Here is a 25,248-nt window from a genome sequence, read left to right on the forward strand (position 1 = left end):
GGGGAGGCAGGTGCCGGTCCTGCCTCCCCAGCGGCCCTTACTTGCCCCAGGGCACCTGCGGTGAGGCGTAGTAGTTCACGTCCATCACCCGCCACCGGTCGGCCTGCGCGGCCAACCTCACCTTGAACTTCTCCCAGTCGTGCGTCGACCAAGGCGACCAGCCCAGTTCCGCGATCGCCGGCAGGCGCGGGAACGCCATGAACTCCAGGTCGGCCGAGTTGGTGGTGGTCTCGCTCCACAGCGGGGCCTCGACCCCGCGCACCGCGTCCGCCGGCAGCCCCTCGATGTACGCGCCGGGGTTCCAGTCGTACGCGTCCTCGACATCGGTGTACCCGGCCCAGCTCAACCCCAGCTTGGTGTTGGCGTCGTACTTCATGTCCAGGTACGCCTTGGTCGCGGGCGACAGGACGATCTCGCTGCCCCGGGCCGCCGCCTCCACCATGTCCGGCGCGACCGTCTTCGTGCCCCAGAACTGCGGCACCGCGTCCGCCGGCGGACCGGCCTTGACGAACTCGTGCCAGCCGGTCGCGGTCTTGCCGTGCTTGGCCACCAGCGGCAGGACCTTGTCCATGAACAGGTCGAAGTCCGGGTCCGTGGTGGCGTGCGCCTCGTCGCCGCCGATGTGGATGTACTGGCCGGGCGTCAACGCGGAGAGCTCGCGCAGCACGTCGTCCACGAACGTGTAGGTGATGTCCTTGTCGATGCACAGGGAGCTGAAGCCGACTTCGATGCCGGTGTAGAGCGGCGGTGCGACGCCGTCGCAGTTCAGCTCCGGGTACGACGCCAGCGCGGCGTTGGTGTGGCCCGGCATGTCGATCTCCGGGATCACCGTGATGTGCCGTGCGGCGGCGTAGGCCACGAGGTCTTTGTACTGCTCCTGCGTGTAGTGACCGCCGGTGCCGCCGCCGACCTCCGTGCTGCCGCCGTAGGTGGCGAGCTTCGGCCAGCTCTTGATCTCCAGCCGCCAGCCCTGGTCGTCGGTCAGGTGCAGGTGCAGCCGGTTCACCTTGTACAGCGCGATCTGGTCGATGTACCGCTTGACCTCTTCGACGGAGAAGAAGTGCCGGGCCACGTCGAGCATCGCGCCCCGGTGGGCGTAGCGCGGGTAGTCCAGCACCCGCCCGCCGGGCACGGTCCACGGTCCGCGCTGCTTGGTCTTCGCCTCCACCTTCGCGGGCAGGATCTGCCGGAACGTCTGCACGCCCGCGAACAGGCCCGCGGCCGTCCGCGCCCGGATCACCGCGCCCCGCTGCGTCACGTCGAGCTGGTAGCCCTCCGCGCCGACCCGTTCGTCGGCGCCGACGAGCAGCAGCGAGATGTGCCGCCCGGACGCGCCGGGCACGACCGGCAGCCGGTAGCCCGTGGACGGGCGCAGCACGCCCGCCAGGAACTCGCCGACCTGCTTCGCCTGCGCCGAACCGGGGTGGGTGTAGATCCTGGTGTCCGCGCTGAGCGTGAACGTCACGCCCGGCCGCGGGGTGACTGTGACGGGGGCGGGCACGATGTGCTGCAACGGCGTCTCCGGAGCTGCTAGGGCGGGAACCGCCGTGCCCGCCGCGCCGGCGAGCAGCAGCGCGACGAGCGCTCGACCGAACCCGCGCCGTCCGGCGCCTTCTGTAAGAAGCACTGACGTCCTCCTGGTCAGCGTGGATCACCGAGCGGCGGCTCCGTCACCGTTTCAGCCGCACCAGGAGGTGTCAAGGTCCAGACCAATCACCGCAGCTTCGGCTTGCCCAGATCCCGCCAGACGGACGGGAAGCGATCCTCCACCCGCTGCGCCGCCGCTGTCTCCAGACCGTGCAGCAGACCGAACGTGAAGCCGTTTTCCCCGTCCACGTGGGCCTTCGCGCCGAGCTCCCGCAACATGGGCCGCGCGACCACGCTGTCCTGGTGTTCGCCCAGCAGCTCCTGCACCGCCTTGACCTTCTTGCGGTACTTCTTCGCCCGCTTGCCGAACGCGGGTTCGGACACCTCCACCGCGTACCGCAGCCGCTTGGCCGCCTTGCGGGCTTCGTGCAGCCCGATGTCGTCGTTCGCGCTCTCGGCCCGTTTGGCCAGCCTGCGATAGGTCTTGTCGATCAACTCCGGCAGCACCTTCGTGGCCTTCTCGGCCGCCAACGGCGTGAACGGCGGGTCGGCGATCAGCGCGTCGACAGCGTCCAGCAGCGCGAAGTACCGACCGCTGTCCAACGCCGCCACGGCGGTCGCCTGCGCGGCTGTCTCCAGCGGCGCGAAGTGCCGGACGAGCTGCGCCTGGGCCGGGCCGAGCACCAGCTCCTGGTCGAGCGCCGTGAGGCCGTGCTCGAAGCGGCTCCGCAGCACCTCCAGGTCACGGGCCTCGCCCAGTGTGCCCGCGAGCCACTTCAGTTCGTCGGTCAGCTCACGCGTGTCGTCGCGTTCCACGATGGCGCCGAACGCCTGGAGCGCGCTGCGCATCCGCCGCGTCGCCACCCGCATCTGGTGCACGGCGTCGTGCTCGTCCCGGCGCACGCGCGGGTCCTCGTGCTTCAACGCGTCGGCCTGGGTGCGCAGGTAGCTCAGGACCACGTCACCGGCGGACTTGCGCTTGGTGGGCGGCGGCGCGGTCGGGGCCATCCGGTCGGCCAGCAGGCGGGTCAGCTTCGCCGACGACGAGGACCGCGTGATGCCCGCGTCCGCCAGCCGTTCCTCGACCCGGTCCATCAGCGCGACGTCACCCCGTTCACCCAGCTCCACCTCGATCTCGCGCCACGAGTCGACCGGCGAGCCGTCCGCCAGGGCCTGCCCGGACACCAGGTCCTCGACCACCTCGGTGAGCAGGTTGCCCTTGTCGTCGACCAACTGCCAGCGCTGCCGCCGGGTCTGGATGCGCGCGACCGGCGTCAACTCGTTGCCGCGGACGTGCACCTGGACCAGTGAGCTGAGCTGCTTGGGCGGGTGTTTGGCGGCGCGGCCCGGTGGCAGCCGCACCTCTTCGCGGGTGTCCACGCTGACCGGCAGTTTCAGGTGCCAGCCCGCGTCCTCGCCGCCGGTGCGGCGTCGCATCGTCAACCCGGCCCGGGCCAGCCGGAGGTCGGCGGTGTCGTAGTAGACCGCCTCCAGCTGTTGTTCCTCCGGGCCGGCCACGGCGGCGACGCCGGGCAGATCGGCCAGGTCCGGCAGCGCGGTGCCGCCGGGGGCCTCGTACTTTCGTTCCGTCTCGTGTACCGACCTCGACATGTACAAGACATACACCGTTTGATCGAAGTTCAGACCTATCTCACCGTCTGTAATCGTCCGTTAACCAGGCCGGGGGGTTGTATCGGCCCGTACGCGTGGTTTTTCAGTTCCGTGCCTGGACAGGGCCTCGCGGTGCGGTTGGCTGGTTCGCGTGCCCACTGAGAAGGAGCGGCTCGACGAGGTCGAGCCGACGGTCGCTGACCTCGTCGCCACCACCCAGGCGCTGACGGCCGAACTCGGTCGGGTGAGCGCCCGTCTGCTCGTGCTGGAACGCAGACTGTCCGGCGCCGGATCGGGGCCGGACGAAGACCTCGACGCGGTCGAGGGCATCACCGAGACCGTCAACGCGCTGCGCGCCGCGTGGGACGCCGAACAGGAACTGCTGGCCGACTCGGTCCGCGCCGAACTGAGCGCCGAGGTCACCGAGTACGAGTCGTTGAGAGAGCAGCTGAACGCGGGCTTGGCCAAGCTCTCGTCCGGCCGCATGCCGCGCTTCGAGCGCGACGCGTTGCAACACGAGGTGCAGAACCTGGAGTGGCGCGTCAACGCCCAGGAATCGGGCGCGATGGCCGCCGCCGAACGCCTCGACGCCGACCAGCTGGCCGCCGAGACGCCGTGGCGCGCCGAAGCCGTGATGGCAGGCGACAAGGCCCGCCTGGAAATCCAGGACATCGCCCGCCACCGCCTCAACCGAGCCCTGGCCGCCGACACCCGCCTACCCCTGTGGTTCCGCGTAGGCCTCGGCGAGATCACCGCCCCCGACCCGTCCCGCTGGGTAGAAGCCGCCGTAGCCCTGGTCGCCTACCGCCTCGAATACGGCGTAACCGACCCCATCTCCCCCCTGGGCGAAATCCCCTCCGCCGCCTCCGGCTTCGCCGCTTGGGTCCGCCGAGCCGAAGCCCACACCGACATAGTCGACCAACTAGAGTCCCTACGCCCCTAACCCCGCCCCCGCGAGGTCGACTCGCCCGCCGTCTGCCCAGCCCAGCCACCCACCCGAGCGGTCGACTTCCAGGCGACCGAGCCGGCCGTCTGCGGAGCAGCGGCAATCAAACACAGCCATCAAACACAGCCATCAAACACAGCCATCAAACACAGGTCTGCAACATTGCGCCCAGCGCGTCGCGTTCCGCCTCGTCCACGGTCAGCGCGTACAGCGTCTTCACCGACACCATGGCCCGCGCGTACGTGCACCAGTACGCCTGCACCGGCGGCTTCCACTTCGCCGCGTCCTGGTCACCCTTGGACCGGTTGCTGCTCGCCGTCACCGCGATCAGCTGCAACCCGCCCAGGTCGTTGGCCAACTTCTCGCGCTGCTCATCGGTCCACTTGTCCGCACCCGACCGCCACGCCTCGGCCAGCGCCACCATGTGGTCGATGTCGAGATCACCCGCATCGGTCACGACCACACCGTCGTAAGCGCTGGTCCACGTCCCGGATATCGCTTTGCACTGACCATCGGTCTTCACGTCCGCGCCCTGCCGCTGCAGCACGATCTCCCGCGTGTCGCAAGAATTCCCCTGACTGCTCCAGTGCGGGAACCGGTCACGGCTGTAGCCCGTCATCTTCCCCTCGGGCGCCACGGTCAACGCCGCCAGCTGCGCCGCCGGGTCGTCTCCGGGCGCGGCCGGACCCGTTGGCGCGCCACCGGACGGCGAGGCGGTCGGTTGCAAGGACTGGGGCACATTGCAGCCGACGGTGATCAAAAGGATCAACACGACGCCGCTGACAATCGTGGTCGACCGCTTGCCGCTCATGCACCAATGATCAGCGATGACCGCCCCGATCGGAACACCAGGCCCGAAATCGTTCGGAATAACCCGGTTCCGTGCGTCACATCCGACAGCTGTTCGGCGCGGTCAGGGGCGGCTCGTGAGGTACCCGCCCATGTGCTTGAAGTACTCCGACGCGGCCAGTTCCGCACCGTCCTCGGTGCGCACCCGCTTGACCAGCAGAGCATGGCTGCGGCCACGGCGTGCTTCCGCGCCCGCGACGATCGTGACGCCGTCACCCTCGCGGTAGAAGATCCGACCGGGCGTGCCGCCGTAACGCTCCGCGGACACCTCGGCCTCCACGATCTCCAGCCGCTTGCCCTTGTGGAAGCAGAACGCGCTCGGGTACGGCGCGCACTGGGCGCGGACCAGCCGGTCCAGCTCCTCGGCCTCCCACGTCCAGTCGATGCGCAGGTCCTCCTCGGCGCGCTTGTGGAAGAAGCTGGCCTTCGAGCGGTCCTGCTTGGTGAAGTCGGTGCGGCCCTTGGCGATCTCGGCCAGTCCGTCCACGGTGATGGGTCCGAACAGTTCGAGCGTCTTGCGGAACAGGTCGGCCGTGGTGTCGCGCGGGCCGACCGGGACGGCGCGCTGGAGCACGATGTCACCGGCGTCCAGCGTGTCGTCCATCATGTGCGCGGTGACGCCGACCTCCTTCTCGTCGTTGATCAGAGCCCAGATCAGCGGCGAGAAACCCGCGTAGGCGGGGAGCAGCGAGTCGTGCACGTTCAGCGTGCCGTGCTTGGGGAGGTCGAAGATGTGCGGCGGGATCCAGGTGCGCCAGTTGGTGGCGACGATGACGTCCGGCTGGACCTCCTTGAGCCGCTGGAACAGCTCGTCGTCGTCCGGGCGGTTGCGGATGATCGTCTCGACGCCGTGCTCGGCGGCCAGGTCCGCGACCGAGTCGCTCCAGATCCGCTCGTAGGCGTGGTCGCTCTTGGGGTGCGTGACGACCAGGACCACCTCGTGCTCGGAGTCCAGCAGCGCCTGGAGCGTGCGATGACCCCAGGTCTGGTAGCCGAACATGACGACCCGCATGGGGGCTCCTCCTTGCATAGGCTCGCCTAACTTATCCAACCCTAACCTAAGTCACCTGGGCTAGCCTTCACGGGTGATCCTGGACCTGAAGTTGGTCGGCGGGCAGGTAGTGACCGTGGACCCGGCCCGGCCGTCGGCGTCCGTGATCGGCATCTGGGCCGGCAGGATCGTCGGCCTGGACGACGACGTGGCCCACCTGCCCGCGCGACGCGTGGTCGACCTAGACGGGGCCGTGGTGCTGCCCGGGTTCATCGACGCCCACAATCACCTCGCGTGGGCCGGCCGAGCGGCGCGCACGTTGGACATCTCCTCCTGCGTGACCGTCGAACAGGTCCTGGACGTCCTACGCGACGCCCACCGCTCCTCGGGCTGGATCGAGGTGGCCGGCTACGACCACCGAGCCCTGGACCGACCCCTGGCCTCTCGCGATCTCGACCTGATCGGACCGCGGATCTACGTGCAGGACCTGTCCGGGCACGCGTGCGTGGTGAGCGGTGACGTGCTAGCGGTGCTGCCGGCTTCGGTGTTGCGCGACGCGCAGCGGGACGCGACAGGTGCGCTGACCGGTTTCCTGGCCGAGGGCGCCCAGACCGCGGTGCGGGCACTACGGCTGCCGTACTCGTTGGACGACATCGCGGCAGACGTCGAATCGGGCGCACAGCAGTGCCTCACCGAAGGCATCGTGCTGGCGGCCGAGGCCGGCGTCGGCGGCGGCCTGATCGGCAGCAGCCCGTTGGAAGTCGAGGCCTACCAACGCGCCTCACTACCGATCCGAGTGCAACTCATGGTGTCCGCGGACCGCCTGGAACCGGTATCCGCCCACACCGCCGACGGCATCCGCCGAGCCGTACCACTGGGTCTGCGCACCGGTCTGGGCGACGACCGCCTGTCCATCGGTCCGCTCAAGCTGTGGACCGACGGCGGCATGATGGCCCGAACAGCGGCGCTGACCTGGCCGTACGAAGGCATGGAGACAGCCGGTCAACTCCAAGACGACCCCGACCTGATGCGCGCGGCGATCATCGACGGCCACGCCGCCGGCTGGCAACTCGCAGTGCACGCGATCGGCGACCGTGCGGTCGACTTCGCACTGGACGCGCTGTCCGAAGCCCAACACGCCATGCCACGCGTGGACGCTAGACACCGGATCGAGCACTGCGGCTTGGTGCGGCCCGAGCAGCTGGACCGGATCGCCGAGCTGAACGTGATCCCGGTGATCCAGCCAACGTTCCTCTGGGCCTACGGAAACGACTACGCCGAGATCATGGGCCCCGAACGCGCACCGTGGATGTACCGCGGCAAGGCCTTCCTCGACCGGGGAATCACACTGGCGGGCAGCTCCGACCGGCCGGTCGCGGACGGAAAACCGTTGCGCGCCATCCAGTTCATGGTCGAGCGACTGTCGAAGGAAGGACGACCCATCGGCCCGGCCGAGGCAGTGACGGTAGAGCAGGCAATCGCCGCCTACACCACCGGCGCGGCCTACGCCTGCCACCGCGAGAACGTGCTGGGCACCATCACGCCGGGCAAGCTGGCCGACTTCGCCATCCTCGACACCAGTCCGCTGACCTGCGACGTCTCCAAGATCGGCGACATCGAAGTGCAGGCCACCGTCGTAAACGGCGTCTTCGCCCACGACCCAGCCGCCTTCACCCCCGACTGACCAACCCGCCCCGACAGGCCCGTCACCGGCCGACAAGGCCACCAAATCCCCCGCGCTCACAACGGACCCGCAGGTGGCCGACGAGGCTCGATTTGACATGGGTTCGGGTGCCATAGGCTGCCCGTAAGGGCCCATGTCAAATCGAGCCCGACCGGTCCAACACCACTGGCCCGGCGCGCTGTCCCGTCAGGCGCTCATCCGCCAGTGCACGACATACCCCGCCGCCTCAGCCGCGATCAACGCGTCTAACTTCGCCAGATTCGTCCGCCGCGACATCCGGAACGCCCGCCCCCGCCGCGCGTCCAACACCAACGGAATCGCACCAGGCAGGGTGTCGGACACCGTCTGCTGCAGGATGCGCAGCCCGACGTTCGCCGCCTCCTGCGTCATAGGCGTCTCCTTCACGTACACCAGCACCGCCGCCCGCGACCCGTCCGGCATCCGCAACCCCAGCTGCGGCCGCACCCGCAACGCCAGATCACCCGCCTGCCACCGTGCCGCCCCCGTCGGCACACCTGTCGCTCTCGTCGCCCGCAACCACGGCAGGAACCCCTCCCGCAACTCCTCGAACGCCCGCGGCTGCCCGGCCCGCGGCTGGCGGTGCGCCGCCGCCACCGCCTTCTCCAACTCCGCCGCCGGATCGGGCGAGTTCGCCGCCCGCCGCATCGCGTCCCGCATCGGGTTGTAGAACCCGGCCACCCACTGCTCCGACGACAGGTAGATGCGGCGCTGCTCGGACACGATGCTGATCCGGCCACGCTGGCCGCTCATGACGTACTCGGTGAAGGACAGGGCGGTGACGCTGATCGGCTCCACGACAAGCTCCCCTCGCGCGCGATCGAACTCGTGTTCGATTCTACCGGCGGGGTCCGACAATCCGCGGCCCGCGAACGGGCGCCGCACGCGATCGGATCGCAGGCGAACGGGCTAACCGCAACGAACCGACCGCAACGAGTCGACCAAGCCAACCAGCGAACCAAGCCAACCAGCGAACCAAGCGAACCGAGCTAGTCGCGGATCTTCTTCAGCAGCGGCCCCAGCTCCGCGTCCGCCTCGACCTCGTCGAAGATCCCCGCCAGCGTCTTCTCGTAGAACGACAACGCATCGGCGTACACGTCACGCCCGGCGTCCGTGATGCAGCTGTACACACCCCGCCGATCCGTCTCACACACCTCACGCCCGGTCAGCCCAGACTGCTCCAATCGGGCGACAAGCCGGCTAACCGAACTCTGGTTCAGCCCAACCACCTCGGTCAGCTCCTGCATCCGCAACTCACCCTCAGGCGCGTCCGCCAACGCGCACAGCGCGGTGAACTCGGACATCCCGAAGTGGAACTGCCGCTGCAACGCGCGCTCCAGGCTGGCGTTGATCCGGTTGTGCAGCGCCCGGAGACCGGACCACGTGGCGCCTACGGACAACTCGACCAACTCGACCCCCTGAAGTACAGGTATGGGTCTACATCTTATGCCCGTAGCGGTTCGCCGGCCTGGCCGCGGTCGGCCGCAAACTCTGACCAGCACCACGATTCGCACCTTCGAGTGATCGATCCCCACCGGCCATCGGTGTTGTTGTAGTTTCGTGACCTGGCAGGTGCGGCTGCCACCGAGGCTCCTCCAGACCCGGACGGAGTGGGTGCCTCCAGAGCGCGTTCGAACGACGTGCCCCGCATTTCCGCCGGTTCGACGTGGTTCGGCTGTGCGAACCCGGTGGCGTCGACCGGGCGGCGTCCGCGGAGGTTCCTCGTGTCGACAAGTCCCCACCATCTGATCAAGCGCTGCTGGTGCACCGGCGAGACACCGAACGCGGTCCGCCGGCAACGCGGCGGCGCGGGCGTCGAGCCCGGTTCGCTCGTGCCGTGCGCCCGCACGCCGGGCCAACGCCGGTTCGAGGCGGCGGTGCTGGACGCGGCCACCCGCGCGATGGCGCGCATGCGCCGACGTGGCAGCGCGCTGCGCCCGACGTCCCTGGTGAGCCGCGTGCAGCTGGACTCCAGGGTGCTCGGCCTCCAGGTGCACGACGCCGCGCTCGACCACCTCCTGGCCGAGGTGCTGCCGGTGGCCGTGGGCGGCCGGATCCGCGGCGTGCCCGGCCTGCGCGTCCGCCCGCGGCGGGACCACCTGGACCTGCGCTCGCCGGACGGCGAGCTGCGCCTGCTGGGCGTCACGCGGGAACGCTGGCGCCAAGCCGTCGCCACCGGCCTGCCCACCGACCTGGCTTTCACCACCGACCTGGCCATGACCGACGACCTCGACCCACGCGAGTCCGCCCCACCCCCAACGCTGCCCGTGGACCTGATGAGCGGTGTGCTGCGCAGGCTGCCGTTGTGGCGCGGCGCCACGTGGCTGGACGGCATCGTGGTCGACGACGTCCTGGAGCTGTACTGGCGAGGCGGCCCGTCGAGCGAGTCCATCGCCGCGATCCTGGCCGGTTCCACGTGCGGCATCCCCGCGTCCTCGGCCGTCCCGTACAACTTCCGCAACGCCGTGCGCGGCGTAGCCCTCTCCACCGCCGACCCACGCGCCATGGCCAATTCGGCGGAGCCGGAGTGGGCGTGGGTCGAATGGCTAGCCGCCACCGCCCCCGGCCCCGCCGTGGACGAGCGCGCTGTGCGGCCCGTGCGCGTCCAGGCGGACCTGCCCGACGTGTGGGAGCAGCACGAGATGCGCGCCGCGCTGGCGTCGCGCGACATCACCACCGTCTACCGACTCCTGCTGCACCACGGCGTGCCGTGCGACCGGATCGCCGCCCTGACCGGCCAACACCCCCAGGACGTCAACCGCGTCCTGGCCGGCGCCAAGGTCGAGTCCTACGACACCCTCACCGACATCGCGAAAGGCCTGGGCGTCCCGTTGGGCTACATGGGCCTGGCCCACAACGAGCAGCCCGCCCCCGACGTCCCGTGCGACTGCGATACCCAGGACGAACGCACGAAACGTGACCGCTTCCTGGCCCACGCCGCCCTCGTGACCGTCGGCTCGACCACCACAACCTGGGGCTGCCGAGCCAAAAGCTGCCGTTCCGCCCGCCCGGTGTAGCCCAGGGCGGATGCGCGTGCTGTCCGCGCTCGGCAACACCGCCGAGGCCCTGCTCGACTACGAGGCGTTCCGGCACCGGTTGCGCGACGACCTGGGAGTCAGTCCCGGCACGCGGCTGCAGGCAGTGCACCGGGGACTGCTGACCGGCTCCTGAACACCGAAGACGGCCGGTAGAGCCGCCGTTCCGCCCGTCCGGTGCAGCCCTGGAGCCGGTCCAGAGCCGCCGAAGCTCCACGAGAGGCTCCACGAACGTCCCTCTGAACCCTTTTGATCTTGACCCCTGACCTGTCCAGTACAGGTCAGGGCTCGTCTATCTGGTGCCCCCGGCAGGATTCGAACCTGCGACCTCGGGATTAGAAGTCCCTCGCTCTCTCCACTGAGCTACGGAGGCTGGAGGGGCTGTGACCACGCGCTGTAGCAGCGTAGCCGCCCCACCGGACACATCGTCCGGAAGACGCGGGGCGTTTCCGTCGAGGCACCGGAAGAGTGATCAATAGGGGTAAAAAGTGACGTGGATCACTCTGGAGGGGCTGTCGAGTCGCGGGAAACCAGGGAAACGGCCAGTCTTGTCGGCTCGCCTGGTCTGCCGCCGTCGAGCAAGCGGAGCGCCAATTCGCCCGCGTGCCGGCCCTTCTCGGCCAGGGGTTGACGCACAGTAGTCAACGGTGGGTCTGCGTGTTCGGCAGCGGGCACATCGTCGAAGCCGATCACCGAGACATCGGCCGGCACGCGCAGTCCCAGATCCCGAACGGCCTGCAGCGCACCGAACGCCAACTCGTCCGAAGCGCACAGCAGCGCCGTCGGTCGCTGCTCCGCGGGCACCGCGGACAGCAGTGCCCGCGCGCCCGCCCGGCCCAACTCGCGGCTGCTCCGCGCGCACTCCCATGCCGGGGTGGTTGCCCCGATCACGTCCAGATAGCCGTTCAACCGGTCCCGTGTCACCCGGAACGGGGTCGAAGTCAGTCGTTCAGGTGTCACCGGGCCGTTGTGCCCGTCCGGGTGCAGCGCGAACGTCAGCACCCCGAACCTCCGGTGCCCCAGGGCCCACAGCGACGACGCCGCCAGCCGCGCCCCGCCGAAGTCGTCCACCTCGACCCGTGCCGTGTCCGGCAGCACGGGCTGGTCGATCACCACCATCGGCAGCCCGCGGGCCCGCACCGCCGCCAACGCGGGCGCGTCGTCCGGCAGCGAATAAGCCACCACGACGTCCGCCTGAGCCCGCGCCACGGTCTCCGGGCGCGGTCCGCCCTTGTCCCGCCCGGGGATCAGCACCAGGCAGTGGTCGTGCCCGTCCACGGTCGAGGCCAGCCCGTCCAGCACGATCGACAGCGCGGCGTCGGCGAACGACGCCGACAGCCCCTGTCCGAGCATGAACCCGACGGCCGCGCTGTGCCGGGTGGCCAGGCTGCGCGCCACCGGGTCGGGTCCCGAGTACCCCAGCGACGCCGCCGTCTGCATGATCCGCTCGCGCAACGCGGCGGACAGCTGGTCCGGCCGGTTGTAGGCGTTGGACACCGTGGCTCGCGACACGCCGACCACGCCGGCCACCGTGTCGAGCGTCGGCTTCCGAGGGCGGTCCACGTGGTGAGCGTATCCAGGTAATCGAGTGGACGTTCTGAAGCGCTTCAGTCACACTCGAACACATGCCCACGCCACGCCTCGCCGTCTTCGCGGTGTTCCTGTTCAACGGGGCGCTCTTCCTGTCCTGGGCGGCCCGCATGCCCGCGTTGGCCGCGCAGGTCGGCGCGACCGAGGCGACGCTCGGCCTGGCACTGCTCGGTGCGAGCGTCGGCCTGGCGCTGACCGCGCCGTTCGCGGCCCGGGTGTGCACGACCGTGGGCGCCCGCAAGCTGATCATCGCGGGCGTCGTCGTCACGGTCCTGGCCGTGCCTTCCCTCACGCTCGCCCGTTCACCCCTGCAACTGGGGCTGATCCTGTTCGTGCTCGGCTCGTGCGGCGCGGCGCTGGACGTGGGCATGAACGTCGCCGCCGTGGCCGTCACCCGGAGCCTGGACCGGCCGTTGATGCCGCAGTTCCACGCGGGCTTCAGCGTCGGCGGCCTGGTCGGCTCGCTGGGCGCGGCGGCCGCGGCGAACGTGGGCTGGGGCCTGACCCGACACCTGGTCACCGTCGCCGTCATCGGCACGCTCGCGATGGCGTGGGTGATCAAGGCCGTGCCGGGCGTGACCGGCGAGACCGCGGACACGCCCAAGGACGACCGCCCGGTGCTCAAGCGGCCGTTGTTGTGGCTGCTCGCGGTCATCACGCTGTTCTCCGCGATCGCCGAGGGCGCGACGTCCGACTGGTCGGCGCTGTTCTTCGTCAACGAACGCGGTCTGAGCGAGGCTGCCGCCGCGGCGGCGTACGCCGGGTTCTCCGTCGCGATGGCCGCCGCACGCATGTTCGGCGAGCCCGTGCAACGCCGCCTCGGCCCGTACCGGCTGCTCGCGTCGGGCGCGGTGGTGGCGGCGACGGGGCTCGCGCTGGCTGTTCTGGTCCAGGAGCCCGCGTTCGGCTACGTCGGGTTCGCCTTCGTCGGCCTGGGCTTGGCCTTCGCGTTCCCCGTGATCATGGACCTGGCGGGCGAGGCGGGCAGGCGGGCCGACGGCACCGGCGGTGAACGCGAGATCGGCCTGGTGACGACGGTCGCCTACACCGGTTTCCTGATCGGCCCGCCGATGGTCGGCGGCATCGCGCACGTCAGCAACCTGTCGTTCTCGCTGGGTTTCGTGGCGTTCGTGATCGCGCTGATGGTGCCCGCGGTGCTGCTGGCGCGGCGGTCCCGCAACCGTGAGCTCACGCGACTGGGAGCCGACTCAACGCGGCCTTGAGCAGCGGCTGCATCGCGGCCAGCATCTGTTCGGGGACGCCACCGGGCTGGGCCATCGCCACCAGGACGCTGCGGTTGGCGTTCACCGCCAGGGTCGCGGTGCACGCCATCTCGTTGCCGCTCAGGTCGCACAGCACCCACGCCGAGTGCCCCTCGACGACCACCTCACGGCCCTTGGCCTGCCGGGCCTGCACCTGCTCGTACTTCTGGTAAAGCGCGGCGACGACGGTCCGGCCGGCGGTCGAGCCGTCGTCCAGCACGTACTGGCACGACTCCTGGATCACGTCGTCCTTGCGCGCCGGTTCTTTCTTGTACGGCCCGATGGACTTCAGGTCGTTGGCGTTGAGCAGCTTGCACGGGTCCACGCCGACGACCGTGCGCGGCTTGGCGATCTTCGGCGCACCGGACGGCGGCGAAGACGCCGATGGTGTGACCCCCGCCTGGGGCAGCGCGTCCCCGTTGATGGTGTAGCTGCACCCCGCCGAAAGGAGCAGGGCGGAGGCCATCACGAGCAGCGTGCGAAAACCGGTCACGTCCAGCAACGGTAGTGGTTGTGATCGCCGCACGTCCGGCGGTTGGTGGCAGCGAACCGGGTCCGCCTACGCTCGTGCCGTGCCCACTGAAGCGCCTACCCGCACCCAGCGCACCGGTCTGATCCCCCTGCTGGTCGTCGGCACGGCGATAGCCGCGCTGGTCGCGGCGGGTCTGCTCACCGTCACCGGTGGTGACGCCTCCGCGCTGATCCTGGTGCGCGTGCTGACCGAGTCCGCGGCCGTGGTGACCATCGGTTCGCTGCTGCTGGCGGCGTTCCTGGTGCCGCCGCAGGAGAGCGGCACGCTGGCCGCCGACGGTTACGCGGCCTTGCGCACGGCGGGCTGGGCGGCGTTGGTGTGGACGTTGGGCGCGGTGCTGTCGGTGCCGTTCACCGTGGCGGACGCGCTGGGCCAGCCGGTGTCGGCGGTGCTGTTCAGCGAGACGGACGGGCAGGGCTCGCAGCTGGACCTGTCGGTGTTGTTCCAGGTCGTGGGGCTGGTGGAGCAGGCCAAGGCGTGGATGATCACGGCGGTGATCGTGGCGCTGCTGGCGTTGGGCTGCCGGCTGGTGCTGTCGTGGGGCTGGACCACGGCGTTGTTCTTCCTGGCGGTGTCCGCCCTGGTGCCGGTGGCGGTGTCGGGGCACTCGTCGGGCGGCGGTTCGCACGACGTGGCCACGAACAGCCTGCTGTACCACCTGGTCGCGGCGGCGGTGTGGGTCGGCGGTCTGATCGCGCTGCTCGCGCACGGCAGGCGTGGCGGTGATCACCTGGCGTTGGCCACGACGCGGTTCTCCAAGCTCGCGCTGGTCTGCTGGATCGTGATGGCGGCGTCGGGCGTGATCAACGCGTGGGTGCGGCTGCCGTTGAGCCAACTCGTGAGCAGCGATTACGGCCTGCTGGTGGTCGGCAAGACGGTCGCGCTGGTCGTGCTGGGTGTCGTGGGGTACTTCCAGCGCGAGAAGAGCGTGAAGCAGGTCGTCGCGACCGGTTCCGGGCGTTCGCTGGTCAAGCTCGCGGGCGTCGAGGTGCTGTTGATGTTCCTCACGATCGGCCTGGCCGCCGCGTTGAGCCGCACGGCTCCACCGGTGGAGGGACGGGTGCTGCCCAGCACCGTGGAGCTGCGCATCGGCTACGACCTGTTCGGCGCGCCGACGCTGTCGCGGCTGCTGTTCGACTGGCGGTTCGACCTGGTCTTCGGCTCGATCTTCATCGCGCTGGCGGTGCTGTACCTGCTGGGTGTGCGACGGCTGCGCGGGCGTGGTGACGCGTGGCCGGTCGGCCGCACGATCGCGTGGGTCCTGGGCTGCCTGACCGTGGTGTTCGCCACGTCGTCCGGTCTCGGCCGGTACGCGCCCGCGATGTTCAGCATCCACATGGAAGCGCACATGCTGCTGTCCATGCTGGCGCCGATCCTGCTGGTGCTGGGCGGCCCGGTGACGTTGGCGATGCGCGCGTTGCCGACGGCGGGCAAGGGCAATCCGCCGGGGCCGCGCGAGTGGCTGCTGGCGTTCGTGCACTCGCCGGTGGCGAGGGCGCTGACCAACCCGTTCGTGGCGTTGGCGCTGTTCGTGGGCTCGTTCTACAGCCTGTACTTCTCCGGCCTGTTCGACGCGGCGCTGGACTACCACTGGGCGCACCTGGCGATGAACGCCCACTTCATCCTGGTCGGCTACGTCTTCTACTGGCCGGTGATCGGCATCGACCCGGCGCCGAACCGGTTGCCGCCGCTGGGGCGGCTCGGTCTGCTGTTCGCCTCGATCCCGTTCCACGCGTTCTTCGGCATCGTGTTGATGAGCTCGCAGACCGTGATCGGTGAGGACTTCTACCGCTCGCTGGGCCTGCCGTGGGTGACGTCGCTGCTGGAGGACCAGCGGCTCGGCGGCGGCATCGCGTGGGCGGCGGGGGAGTTGCCGCTGATCGTGGTGATGGTGGCGCTGCTGGTGCAGTGGGCCAGGTCGGACAGCCGCGACGCCCGCCGGGCGGACCGGCGGGCGGACGCGGACGGTGACGCGGACCTCGCCGCGTACAACGCGATGCTGCGCAAGATGTCCGGCAAGGACTAGCGGCTACCCAGCCGCGAGGTCGCGACTTTCCAGGCGACCTCGCCCGCCGTCTGCGGAGCAGCGGCCATGTCACAGCCGGCGGAAGCCGCGAACTGCGGCGATCCAGCCTGCGGCGGCCAGTACCGCGCTGGTCACGAGCGCGCCCACCACGCCGGTGACGGGCTGGGCGAGCGCCAGGGCGCGCGCCGCGTCCACCGCGAACGTCAGCGGGTTGACGTTCGCGACCGCCTGGAGCCAGCTCGGCAGACCGTCGATCGGCACGTACGCGCTGGACGCGAACATCAGCGGGAACATCGCCAGGAAGCCGACGGTCTGCATCAGCTCGGCGTTGCGCAGCCAGGCCGCGATGGCCAGGAAGATCCAGCCCAGACCCCAGCCGACGGCCAGCGACAGGGCGAGTGCCCCGGCGATGCCGACGACCCCGCCCGCGGGGGAGAAGCCGAAGACCACGACGGCGAACACCAGCATCAACAGCAGCTGCGCGGCCGTGCGGACCAGGTCGGACAGGCTGCGTGCGACGAGCACCGAGCCGGACCGGATGGGCAGCGAGCGGAACCGGGCCAGCACGCCGTTCTTCATGTCCGTGACCAGGCCGACGCCCGCTTGGAGCGCGGACTGCATGGCCGTGTTGACCAGGATCGCGGGCATCAGGAAGTCGATGTAGGCCACGCCCTGCGGGAAGCCGGGGGTGTTGGCGATGCTGGCGAAGATCTGGCTGAACAGGGTGAGCATGATCAGCGGCTGGAGGATGCTGAACACGATCATCCGCGGGTCGCTGACCAGCGTGCGCAGCGACCGTTGGGTGAGCACGAGCACCTGGGTGCCGAAGTCGGTGCCTCGCCAGCGGGTCTGCGGCGCGGCGGTGAGGGTGGCGGTCATTCGGGGACTCCTGTTCAGGCCGCGTGCTGCGCGAGGGTGAGGTAGACGTCGTCCAGGGTCGGTTCGCCCAGGGCCAGCTCGGTGGCCTCCAGGCCGACCTCGTCCAGGGCGCGGACGACGATGGCGATCTCGCGGGACGACGTGACCGGCGCGGTCAGCGTGTTCCGCGCGGCCACGGGCTGCAGACCCGCCCGTTCCAGGGCCGCACCGGCCTTCGTGACGTCCGAGACGTCGGCCAGGGTCACGGTGACCGTGCGTTGGCCCACCTGGGCCTTCAGCTCGGCGCTGGTGCCCGCGGCGACGACCTTGCCCTGGGAGAGCACCGTGATCGAGTCGGCCAGGCGGTCGGCCTCGTCCAGGTACTGGGTGGTGAGCAGGACCGCGGTGCCGTCGGTGACCAGGCCTTCCACGATCTCCCACAGGCCGAGCCGGGCGGCCGGGTCCAGGCCCGTGGTCGGCTCGTCGAGGAAGACCACCTCGGGGTGGCCGACGAGGCTCGCGGCCAGGTCGAGGCGTCGTCGCATACCGCCGGAGTAGGTGCGGGACGGCCGCTTCGCCGCGTCCGCCAGACCGAACAGCTCCAGCAGCTCGTTGCCCCTGGCCTTGGCCTCACGGGGGCTCGCGCCGAGCAGCCGGGCGATCAGGATCAGGTTGTCCAGGCCGGACAGCTGCTCGTCCACGGCGGCGAACTGGCCGGTCAGGCCGATCCGGCTGCGCACCTCGTGCCCTTGCGTGACGACGTCGAACCCGGCCACCTTCGCGCTGCCCGAGTCCGGCGGCAGCATCGTGGTGAGCACGTTGACCAGCGTCGTCTTGCCCGCGCCGTTGTGGCCGAGCAGGCCGAGCACGGTGCCCTTCGGCACGGCGATGCTCACCTCGTCGAGTGCCTTCTGCGCGCCGAACGCCTTGCCGACGTCGGTCGCTTCGATCATCAGGTCCTTCACTTGTTCCCCCTCAGCACGCCGTGCAGGTAGAGCTCCACGAGCTGGTCGGTGTCGGCGGTGGAGTCGCCGAACCCCTTGCCCTGCATCCGGTTGGTGAACACGAGCCCGAGCAGCAGGCGTGCGGCCAGGGACGGGTCGACGCGGAGGTCGTCGTCCGGGCCGAACAGCGACGCGACGTGCTCGGCGATGCGCTGCATCTCGGCCGGCGGTCCCTTGTGCTCGCGCTCGTTGTGCGGGTCGTAACCGGAGTCGCGCAGGACGCTGATCAGCTTCCACATCCGGTCGAGGTAGCTGGAGACGGCGCTGATGGCCCAGGAGAGGCGTTCGGCGAGGGTGCCCGCCTGCCTCGCCTGCTCGATGAGTTCGAGTTCGGCGTCGATCGCCAGCACGCTCCGGACGCAGGTGTGGATGAGCTCCTGCTTGTCCTTGAACGCCCGGAAGACGGTGCCCTCCGCGATGCCGGCCGCCTTGGCGATCTGGCTGGTCGTCACGTTGGCGCCGTGGTCGAACAGGAGCGGGACGGTGGCGGCGACGATCGCCTCGCGGCGGTCCTCGGGGCTCATCGCGGGCGCTCGCCGACGGCGCTGGGTGGTGTCCTCGGGCATGGTGCCAGATTATGAGTGAGTCCTCACTCATGTCAAGGAGTGAGCGCTCACTCATCCGATTATGCATGCCCCGGACAGTTGTCCACAGATTCGAGAGCGGCGCTTTCCGTGCAGCTCAGACCCCGGCAACCTGGTCCCACGCGATCAACACCAGGAGGCGGAAATGGCTTACAACGAGACCCGGGTCACCATCTGCGGCAACGTCGCCAGCGCGGTCAGCCACACCAAGGTGGGCACCGGCTTCAGCCGGGCGAAGTTCCGCCTGTTCTCGGCCGAGCGGGTCTGGGACTCCGAACAGCGCACCTGGGAGGACGGCGCCCGGATGTTCCTGACGGTGTCCTGCTGGCGGATGCTCGCGGACAACGCGCACATGTCGTTGAACAAGGGCGACCCGGTGGTGGTCAGCGGCCGGATGACGATCAAGGACGTGGAGTACGAGGGGAAGGTCCGCCAGGTCGTGGAGGTCGAGGCCACGGCGATCGGGCCCAACCTGGCCATGTGCACCGCCACACCGGTGCGGACGAGGCTGGCGCCGGACGCGATCGAGGCCCGTGCCGCGCCCGAGATCGCCGCACCGCGCAAACCGGACGAGTTGCCGCTCGCCCTCACGGGTGAGACGGAGCGTCCGAAGGAGGTGGCCGAAGTGTCGTTCTGAGCCAATCGAGTTACAGGGGGTTCCGTTGGCGTGATCCGGGCGGAGAATGCGCGGGCAGTCGTCGCCGTTTGCGAACGTGGAGGAGGGAGGTCGTCGGGCCGGCGCCAGGGCCGGGTCCCGTACGCAGGCATCGGGGGTTGACAGCGCACTGAGTTCGCGCATCCGGTCGGAGCCGCTGGTCGCAGGGTCGCGCCACGCGTGCCTCACGGTCGTGTTACGACTGTGGGTGACCCACGTTCGCGTTAACTCTGCGTTGGGCCCACGTCCGTTGCCGGCGTCCGAGGTTCGGGCCCGATCGGCACCGCTCTACGATCGCGGGCATGGCCGAGTACGTCTACACCATGAAGAAGGTGCGCAAGGCGCACGGGGACAAAGTCATCCTGGATGACGTCACGCTCATGTTCCTCCCCGGTGCGAAGATCGGCGTTGTCGGTCCGAACGGGGCGGGCAAGTCGAGCGTGCTGAAGATCATGGCCGGCCTGGACACACCGGGCAACGGCGAGGCTTACCTCTCGCCCGGCTACACGGTCGGCATCCTCCAGCAGGAGCCGCCGCTCAACGAGGAGAAGACCGTCCTGGGCAACGTCCAGGAAGGCCTCGGCGAGATCAAGGTGAAGCTCGACCGCTACAACGAGATCGCCGAGAAGATGGCCGTCGACTACTCCGACGAGCTGATGGAGGAGATGGGCCAGCTCCAGGAGGAGCTGGACCACGCGAACGCGTGGGACCTCGACTCCCAGCTGGAGCAGGCGATGGACGCCCTCCGCTGCCCCCCGCCCGACGCCGACGTCAAGACGCTCTCCGGTGGCGAGCGCCGCCGGGTCGCCCTCTGCAAGCTGCTGCTGAGCAAGCCGGACCTGCTGCTGCTCGACGAGCCCACCAACCACCTGGACGCGGAGAGCGTCCTGTGGCTGGAGCAGCACCTGGCGCAGTACGCGGGCGCGGTCCTGGCCGTCACACACGACCGGTACTTCCTGGACAACCTCGCCGAGTGGATCCTGGAAATCGAGCGCGGCCGGACGCACGCGTACGAGGGCAACTACTCCACGTACCTGGAGAAGAAGGCGGAGCGGCTGGCGGTTCAGGGCAAGAAGGACCAGAAGCTGCAGAAGCGGCTCAAGGACGAGCTGGACTGGGTCCGGTCGGGCGCCAAGGCCCGCCAGGCCAAGTCCAAGGCCCGCCTCGGTCGTTACGAGGAGATGGCCGCCGAGGCGGAGAAGACCCGCAAGCTCGACTTCGAGGAGATCCAGATCCCGCCGGGCCCGCGTCTGGGCAGCGTCGTGGTCGAGGCGGAGAACCTCAAGAAGGGCTTCGGCGACCGGGTGCTGATCGACGGCCTGTCGTTCAGCCTGCCGCGCAACGGCATCGTCGGCGTGATCGGTCCGAACGGTGTCGGCAAGACGACGCTGTTCAAGACCATCGTGGGCCTGGAGGAGCCGGACGCGGGCCAGGTCCGGATCGGCGAAACGGTCAAACTGTCCTACGTCGACCAGAACCGCGGGGGCATCGACCCGAAGAAGAACGTGTGGGAGGTCGTCTCCGACGGCCTGGACTACATCCACGTCGGCAACGTCGAGATGCCGTCGCGGGCGTACGTCAGCGCGTTCGGCTTCAAGGGCCCGGACCAGCAGAAACCGGCGGGCGTGCTCTCCGGTGGCGAGCGCAACCGGCTCAACCTGGCGCTGACCCTCAAGGAGGGCGGCAACCTGATCCTGCTGGACGAGCCGACGAACGACCTGGACGTCGAGACCCTGGGCTCGCTGGAGAACGCGCTGGAGCAGTTCCCCGGCTGCGCCGTGGTCATCTCGCACGACCGGTGGTTCCTCGACCGCGTCGCCACGCACATCCTGGCGTGGGAGGGCACGGACGAGAACCCGTCGCAGTGGTACTGGTTCGAGGGCAACTTCGAGGGCTACGAGAAGAACAAGATCGGGCGCCTCGGCGCGGAGGCGGCGAGGCCGCACCGCGTCACCTACCGCAAGCTCACACGGGACTGAGAGCCGGGAACCTACATCGTGGCGGCGAGGGGCGAGGCGCAGGCGGACGTCGAGGTGAGCACGCTGGTCGTGCCCGCCTGGCGTTTGCGTTGGCGGGCACCGGAGCTTGCTCTGGTGCTGGGCGAGCGCGCCGTCGCCCTCGCCTCCGCCCGCCGTGACGAGGTGGACAGGTTGCGCGCGGAGGCCCTGGTGGTCTTCGCGAGCAACCGCATGGGCCGCGGCGTCCGGACCGCGGACCGGGCACTGGACGCCCTCAAGGCGGCCGAGTCCGCGTCCGAGCACGAAACGGCCTGGCGCCTGCGGGTCGAACTGGCCGACAGCGCCAGGTCGGTCGGTGCCCCCCTCACCGGCTTCGCCGCCGTCCGCCCGGTCCTGGAAGCCGACAACGTCCCACCGGGCCTCCGCGCCACCGCACTCGTCCAAGCCAGCGAGTGCCTGGTCTCCGTAGGCAGAGGGGCAGCCCTGTCCCAGGCCTTCGACGAAGCGGACCGCCTCTACCAGGCGGACCCGCTCCTGGACCACGACACCACCCTCCTGCACCGCGTCCTGCTCCGCGCAGCCGCCGCGGGCCAGCACCGCCGCTGGGGCGACCTGCCCGCGGCGATCGCGGCGTGCCGGGAAGGCCTCGACCTCCTGGACCGCCTCAAAGAGGCCGAGTCGGACAACGGCCAGGTCCGAGGCAGGCTCACGGTCGAACTGGTCTGCGCCCTCCTGGACTCCAACAAGCCGGGCGAGGCCTCGGAAGTGGGCACCCCACTCCTGGAACGCCCGGTACGAGCCCCGTCCGCGTCCACCACGGGCTGGCTCCGCCTGGCCCTCGCGACCAGGGTCCACCTCCCGTCCGGACGCGTAGACCAGGCACGCGACCTACTCCGAGACGCAGCAGACAGCGCCGAGCGCCACCAGCTGGAAACCCTCCAAGCCGAAAGCCTGCTCGCGCTGGCGCACGTCCACGAGGTGGCCGGCAACCTGACAGAGGCCTTGGCCGACCTCCGCTCCGCCCACGCGGCCGAACGCAGACGAGCCAGAGCGGTCTACGCGGTGCGGGCCAGGCTCGCCGCCGAGTTCTCCGGCATCCACCGCCCCCCGGTAGGCGGCCTGCACGACGAACTGGCCGCCCTGCTCCGCACCGGAACCCCGGCCACCCCACCCCCCACGGACACCAACCTCGCACCCGAGGTCAAGCAACAACTCCGCCAGTGGCGCCCGGTCCAGATGCACCGCAACGAGGGCGTCCGGGTAAAACGCTCCCGCCGCGCCGCGGAGGACATGACGGTCGAGGGCATCTCAGCCGCCAGAGCCCATGCCGCCGACCGCTGGCGCCTGGTGCAACCGTTCGGAGAGACGGAAGGCGAGCCCGAACCAGGAGGCCGTCGCCGAGCACCCGACCCGGAGTCCCCCCAACCCCCACCCACGCAGGGACGCCCGGAACACGCGAGAAGCGGCCAAGCAAGGTCCCACCCACCTCTCCCCCCGCCCCAAGCCGACCCGCCCTCCGCCACGCCCCACCCCACCAACTCCCCACATCCCGGCACCGCACCCCAAGGCCCCACCGCCCCAAACGGCGGAAACGACGCCGCCAACGCAGCCGCACCCGACAACGACTCACCCCAAACCCCCACCGCACCCAGCGCCTCCGGCCCGACCGCGTCACCCCCAGATGGCTCCTTCGGCAGCGCACCCCAAGCCCCCGCCGTGACGAGTGCCAGTCACCTCCGCGGCGCAGGTCTCATCGGCGGTTTCGCCAGCGCGCGATTCCCCAGTGGAACGAGTACCGGTCGCGCCACCGGCGCAGGCCTGGGCGAGGGTGCTTTCGGCATCGCGCAACAGGACTCGACCACACCGGCCGCCGATCATGCGGGTGTTGCGGGCCTGGCCGACGGTGGCCCCGGCACCGCGCCGCAAGGCTTTGCCGGTTCAAGCGGCGGTCACGTCGGCACCGGCCCCGGTAGTGAGACGTCCGGCAGCGCGCAGCAAGAGTCCGCCACGTCGGTCGGCGGTGCGGGTGTCGGTGGCGCTTTCGGCGGTGCGCAGGTCCCTCGCGGGTTGAGCGGCAGTCACGCCGGCAGCGCGGGCTTTGGCGGTGACACGTCGAGTAGTGCGCAGCAGGACTCGGCCATGCTGGCCAGCGGTCCCGCTGGCGGTGCTGGCGCTGGCTTCGGCGGCGCGGGGCATGGCTCTGCCGGTTCGAGTGCCGGTCCGGATGGCGGCACGTTCGGCGGGCAGTCGGACTCGGCTGGGCTGGCCGCTGGTCGTGCCGGCGGCGCAGGTCTTGGTGGTGGGTTCGGCGGCGCGCCGCAAGGCGTCAGCGGGTCAAGCGGCGGTGTTGATGCCGGTGGCTCGGGGCTTGGTGGTGCGCAGCAAGGCTCCGGTGCGGCGAGTGGTGGTTACGGCGGCGGGGCCGGGCTTGGCGATGGTGGGTTGAGTGGCGTGCAGCAGGGTGCCCCTTCGTCCGGTGGTGGTGACGCGGGCGGCGTGGGGCTTGGTGGGTTTGGCGGTGTGCGGCAAGGTTCCGCCGCGTCCAGTGGTGGTCAGGCCGGCGGTGCGGAGCCCGGTGTCGCTGCGGGTGGTGGCGCTGGTGGTGGATTTGGTGGACCGCATTCGAATGTCGCCGCTAGTGCCTTCAGCGGGTTTGCCGCCGGTGATGGTCGTGGCATTGGTGCTGGTCAATTCGGTGGCGGGGCCGAGCCGGGTGGGGCGGCGCAGGGGGAGCCGGGCGAGAATCCGTCGGCCGGGCCCGAACCTGGTGAGGTGGCGTTGAGCGGGGCCGAAGGTGCGGAGGCCGCGGGCGCCGGGAACGAAGCCGGTGAGCGGAGTGTGTCCGCGGCCGGGTTGATCGCCGCTGCTGGTGCGGTGCGGAGCGGGCGTCGGCGGGCTGCTCGTGAGGCTGCCGAGGATGAGAGCGAACGTTCCCCTGGCGATCCGGGGTCCGACCCCAATGTGCTGGACACGTTGAAGGCCGCGGGTCTCCTCGATCCCCAGCGTGCCGGTGGTCGCAGGCGTGCTCCTGACGCCGAGGAAGAGGTCGCGGTGTCCGAGCCGCAGGCGGAGCCGGAGTCGGAGCCGGAGTCGGTGCAGTGGCGGGTGGAAGCCCCGCAACGGCTGCGGGCCGAGGAACCGTCCATCGACATGTTCGACTCGCCGACCATGGTCCAGCCCGCCATCCGTGACGACGTGCCCCCGGCCGGGCTTGGCGCGGCCTTCGTGAAGGGCCCGCTCATCCCCACCGCCCGGGTGCCCGACCCGCCTGACTTCCCGTTGCCGCCCGTGCCGGACTTCGGGTTGACGTTGCCCGACTTCTCGGCGTCGGCATCGGCGGACGTGCGGGAGCACGAGCCGGTGGAGGTCGGGGAAACGGAGGCGGCCGAGGCGCGGCCGGTGTTCCCGGGGCCGGACGTGGACGCGCGGCCGGAGGACGAGTCGACGCCCGGGCCGATGCCTGAGCCGACGCCGGAGCCGGATCAGGTGCCGGGCGTCCCGGAGCCCGACCAGATACCCCCGGTCCCGGTCCCGGACCCCGTGCCGCCGAACCCGTCGCCGGAAGCGGTTCCGCAGACGCCGTCGCAGTTCGGTCCGACCGGGTTCCTCGGTGCCGCCGACGTCGAGCACGACGACGCCCCGGCAGCGGAGCCTGTCGCGGACCCGGCTGCCGACCCGGCCGCGGACCCGGCCGCGGACCCGGAGAAGGAGCCGTTCGTCACAGCCGTCGTCGTCGGCGGCAAGACGATCGACCTCCCGGCCATCGTCGAACCGACCCCGCCGCCCCTCGACTCACCCAGCGCCACCCGTGCCTCACGCCGGCACAAGAGCGACCTCAGCCTGGCCGAACTCCTGGCCGAAGCCCTGGTCGCCTACGAGGACGCCCGCCGCGAGGACGAGGCCGCCGGCAGGGTGGACGAGGACGACACCGTGCCCATCCCCCCGGTCGGCGCGGCGGCGCCCGAGTCCGACACCGAGACGACGACTCCGATCCAGCGCGTGGACCCCGCACCGAGGTTCGACACGTGGACACTTCCCGAATCGTGAAATGATTTGAG

The 25,248-nt window shown here is 70.2% G+C and carries 20 protein-coding genes and 1 tRNA gene; 9 read left to right on the forward strand and 12 right to left on the reverse strand.

Annotated features, from left to right (window positions below):
- Positions 1 to 37: 37 nt before the first annotated feature.
- Both ALI22I_RS27925 and ALI22I_RS27930 read right to left on the reverse strand, forming a co-directional pair.
- A complete protein-coding gene (locus ALI22I_RS27925) occupies positions 38 to 1,627 on the reverse strand; it encodes a beta-N-acetylhexosaminidase (protein WP_179118386.1) in 1,590 nt (529 codons plus the stop codon).
- Positions 1,628 to 1,713: 86 nt separating this feature from the next.
- A complete protein-coding gene (locus ALI22I_RS27930) occupies positions 1,714 to 3,198 on the reverse strand; it encodes a CYTH and CHAD domain-containing protein (protein WP_077008512.1) in 1,485 nt (494 codons plus the stop codon).
- A gap of 151 nt (positions 3,199 to 3,349) precedes the next feature.
- On the opposite strand from ALI22I_RS27930, the gene ALI22I_RS27935 reads away from it, so the two are divergent.
- Positions 3,350 to 4,141 carry a hypothetical protein gene (locus ALI22I_RS27935; RefSeq protein WP_077008513.1) on the forward strand — a complete coding sequence of 264 codons (792 nt, stop codon included), beginning with the start codon at positions 3,350 to 3,352 and terminating at the stop codon, positions 4,139 to 4,141.
- 145 nt (positions 4,142 to 4,286) lie between these two features.
- Here ALI22I_RS27935 and ALI22I_RS27940 read toward each other — a convergent pair whose 3' ends face one another.
- Together ALI22I_RS27940 and ALI22I_RS27945 are read right to left on the reverse strand one after the other, a co-directional pair.
- A complete protein-coding gene (locus tag ALI22I_RS27940; RefSeq protein WP_077008514.1) occupies positions 4,287 to 4,955 on the reverse strand; it encodes an HNH endonuclease family protein in 669 nt (222 codons plus the stop codon).
- Positions 4,956 to 5,057: 102 nt separating this feature from the next.
- Positions 5,058 to 6,005 (reverse strand): methionyl-tRNA formyltransferase, encoded by a 948-nt coding sequence (locus ALI22I_RS27945; protein WP_077008515.1) that lies wholly within the window; start codon positions 6,003 to 6,005, stop codon positions 5,058 to 5,060.
- Between the two features lie 73 nt (positions 6,006 to 6,078).
- On the opposite strand from ALI22I_RS27945, the gene ALI22I_RS27950 reads away from it, so the two are divergent.
- The gene (locus ALI22I_RS27950) at positions 6,079 to 7,668 is read left to right on the forward strand and encodes an amidohydrolase (protein ID WP_143532462.1); all 1,590 of its coding nucleotides are present in this window, start codon (positions 6,079 to 6,081) and stop codon (positions 7,666 to 7,668) included.
- Between the two features lie 186 nt (positions 7,669 to 7,854).
- On the opposite strand, the gene ALI22I_RS27955 is transcribed toward ALI22I_RS27950, so the two are convergent.
- Positions 7,855 to 8,484: a hypothetical protein gene (locus ALI22I_RS27955; RefSeq protein WP_077008516.1), complete on the reverse strand. Its 630-nt coding sequence runs from the start codon at positions 8,482 to 8,484 to the stop codon at positions 7,855 to 7,857.
- 191 nt (positions 8,485 to 8,675) lie between these two features.
- Complete coding sequence (locus tag ALI22I_RS27960) at positions 8,676 to 9,095, reverse strand: MarR family winged helix-turn-helix transcriptional regulator (protein ID WP_238598606.1); 420 nt, start codon at positions 9,093 to 9,095, stop codon at positions 8,676 to 8,678.
- A 315-nt stretch (positions 9,096 to 9,410) separates the two neighbouring features.
- Here ALI22I_RS27960 and ALI22I_RS27965 point away from each other — a divergent pair, with 315 nt between their 5' ends.
- Both ALI22I_RS27965 and ALI22I_RS27970 read left to right on the forward strand, forming a co-directional pair.
- Positions 9,411 to 10,703, forward strand: a complete 1,293-nt coding sequence (locus ALI22I_RS27965; RefSeq protein WP_143532463.1) for a hypothetical protein — start codon at positions 9,411 to 9,413, stop codon at positions 10,701 to 10,703.
- Between the two features lie 10 nt (positions 10,704 to 10,713).
- Positions 10,714 to 10,857: a BTAD domain-containing putative transcriptional regulator gene (locus ALI22I_RS27970; RefSeq protein WP_083752059.1), complete on the forward strand. Its 144-nt coding sequence runs from the start codon at positions 10,714 to 10,716 to the stop codon at positions 10,855 to 10,857.
- Positions 10,858 to 11,018: 161 nt separating this feature from the next.
- On the opposite strand, the gene ALI22I_RS27975 is transcribed toward ALI22I_RS27970, so the two are convergent.
- Positions 11,019 to 11,094, reverse strand: a tRNA-Arg gene (locus ALI22I_RS27975).
- Positions 11,095 to 11,219: 125 nt separating this feature from the next.
- Complete coding sequence (locus ALI22I_RS27980; RefSeq protein WP_077008518.1) at positions 11,220 to 12,284, reverse strand: LacI family DNA-binding transcriptional regulator; 1,065 nt, start codon at positions 12,282 to 12,284, stop codon at positions 11,220 to 11,222.
- Between the two features lie 62 nt (positions 12,285 to 12,346).
- Between ALI22I_RS27980 and ALI22I_RS27985 the strand changes: the two genes are divergently transcribed.
- The gene (locus ALI22I_RS27985; protein WP_077008519.1) at positions 12,347 to 13,534 is read left to right on the forward strand and encodes an MFS transporter; all 1,188 of its coding nucleotides are present in this window, start codon (positions 12,347 to 12,349) and stop codon (positions 13,532 to 13,534) included.
- Here ALI22I_RS27985 and ALI22I_RS27990 read toward each other — a convergent pair.
- On the reverse strand, positions 13,500 to 14,066 hold the full coding sequence (locus ALI22I_RS27990) for a DUF3558 domain-containing protein (RefSeq protein WP_143532464.1): 567 nt from the start codon (positions 14,064 to 14,066) through the stop codon (positions 13,500 to 13,502). The two genes, ALI22I_RS27985 and ALI22I_RS27990, sit on opposite strands and share 35 nt — an antisense overlap.
- A 79-nt stretch (positions 14,067 to 14,145) precedes the next feature.
- On the opposite strand from ALI22I_RS27990, the gene ALI22I_RS27995 reads away from it, so the two are divergent.
- The gene (locus tag ALI22I_RS27995) at positions 14,146 to 16,131 is read left to right on the forward strand and encodes a cytochrome c oxidase assembly protein (RefSeq protein WP_077008521.1); all 1,986 of its coding nucleotides are present in this window, start codon (positions 14,146 to 14,148) and stop codon (positions 16,129 to 16,131) included.
- A 69-nt stretch (positions 16,132 to 16,200) separates the two neighbouring features.
- Here ALI22I_RS27995 and ALI22I_RS28000 read toward each other — a convergent pair whose 3' ends face one another.
- Genes ALI22I_RS28000 through ALI22I_RS28010 form a run of 3 tightly spaced genes read right to left on the reverse strand, consistent with a single transcriptional unit; the run spans position 16,201 to position 18,559 of the window.
- Positions 16,201 to 17,010, reverse strand: a complete 810-nt coding sequence (locus ALI22I_RS28000) for an ABC transporter permease (RefSeq protein WP_077008522.1) — start codon at positions 17,008 to 17,010, stop codon at positions 16,201 to 16,203.
- Between the two features lie 14 nt (positions 17,011 to 17,024).
- Entirely contained in the window at positions 17,025 to 17,954 is a 930-nt protein-coding gene (locus ALI22I_RS28005) for an ATP-binding cassette domain-containing protein (RefSeq protein ID WP_202971084.1), read from the reverse strand.
- The gene (locus ALI22I_RS28010; protein ID WP_083752060.1) at positions 17,951 to 18,559 is read right to left on the reverse strand and encodes a TetR/AcrR family transcriptional regulator; all 609 of its coding nucleotides are present in this window, start codon (positions 18,557 to 18,559) and stop codon (positions 17,951 to 17,953) included. Before ALI22I_RS28010 ends, ALI22I_RS28005 begins: the two co-directional genes overlap by 4 nt.
- 163 nt (positions 18,560 to 18,722) lie before the next feature.
- Between ALI22I_RS28010 and ALI22I_RS28015 the strand changes: the two genes are divergently transcribed.
- The 3 genes from ALI22I_RS28015 to ALI22I_RS54820 all read left to right on the forward strand — a co-directional run bounded on the left by ALI22I_RS28015 (position 18,723) and on the right by ALI22I_RS54820 (position 25,237).
- The gene (locus ALI22I_RS28015) at positions 18,723 to 19,214 is read left to right on the forward strand and encodes a single-stranded DNA-binding protein (protein ID WP_077008524.1); all 492 of its coding nucleotides are present in this window, start codon (positions 18,723 to 18,725) and stop codon (positions 19,212 to 19,214) included.
- Between the two features lie 320 nt (positions 19,215 to 19,534).
- Entirely contained in the window at positions 19,535 to 21,211 is a 1,677-nt protein-coding gene (gene ettA / locus ALI22I_RS28020) for an energy-dependent translational throttle protein EttA (protein ID WP_077008525.1), read from the forward strand.
- 18 nt (positions 21,212 to 21,229) lie between these two features.
- Positions 21,230 to 25,237: a hypothetical protein gene (locus ALI22I_RS54820; protein ID WP_143532465.1), complete on the forward strand. Its 4,008-nt coding sequence runs from the start codon at positions 21,230 to 21,232 to the stop codon at positions 25,235 to 25,237.
- Positions 25,238 to 25,248: the final 11 nt, after the last annotated feature.

Source organism: Saccharothrix sp. ALI-22-I, assembly GCF_001984175.1.
Classification (GTDB): domain Bacteria; phylum Actinomycetota; class Actinomycetes; order Mycobacteriales; family Pseudonocardiaceae; genus Actinosynnema.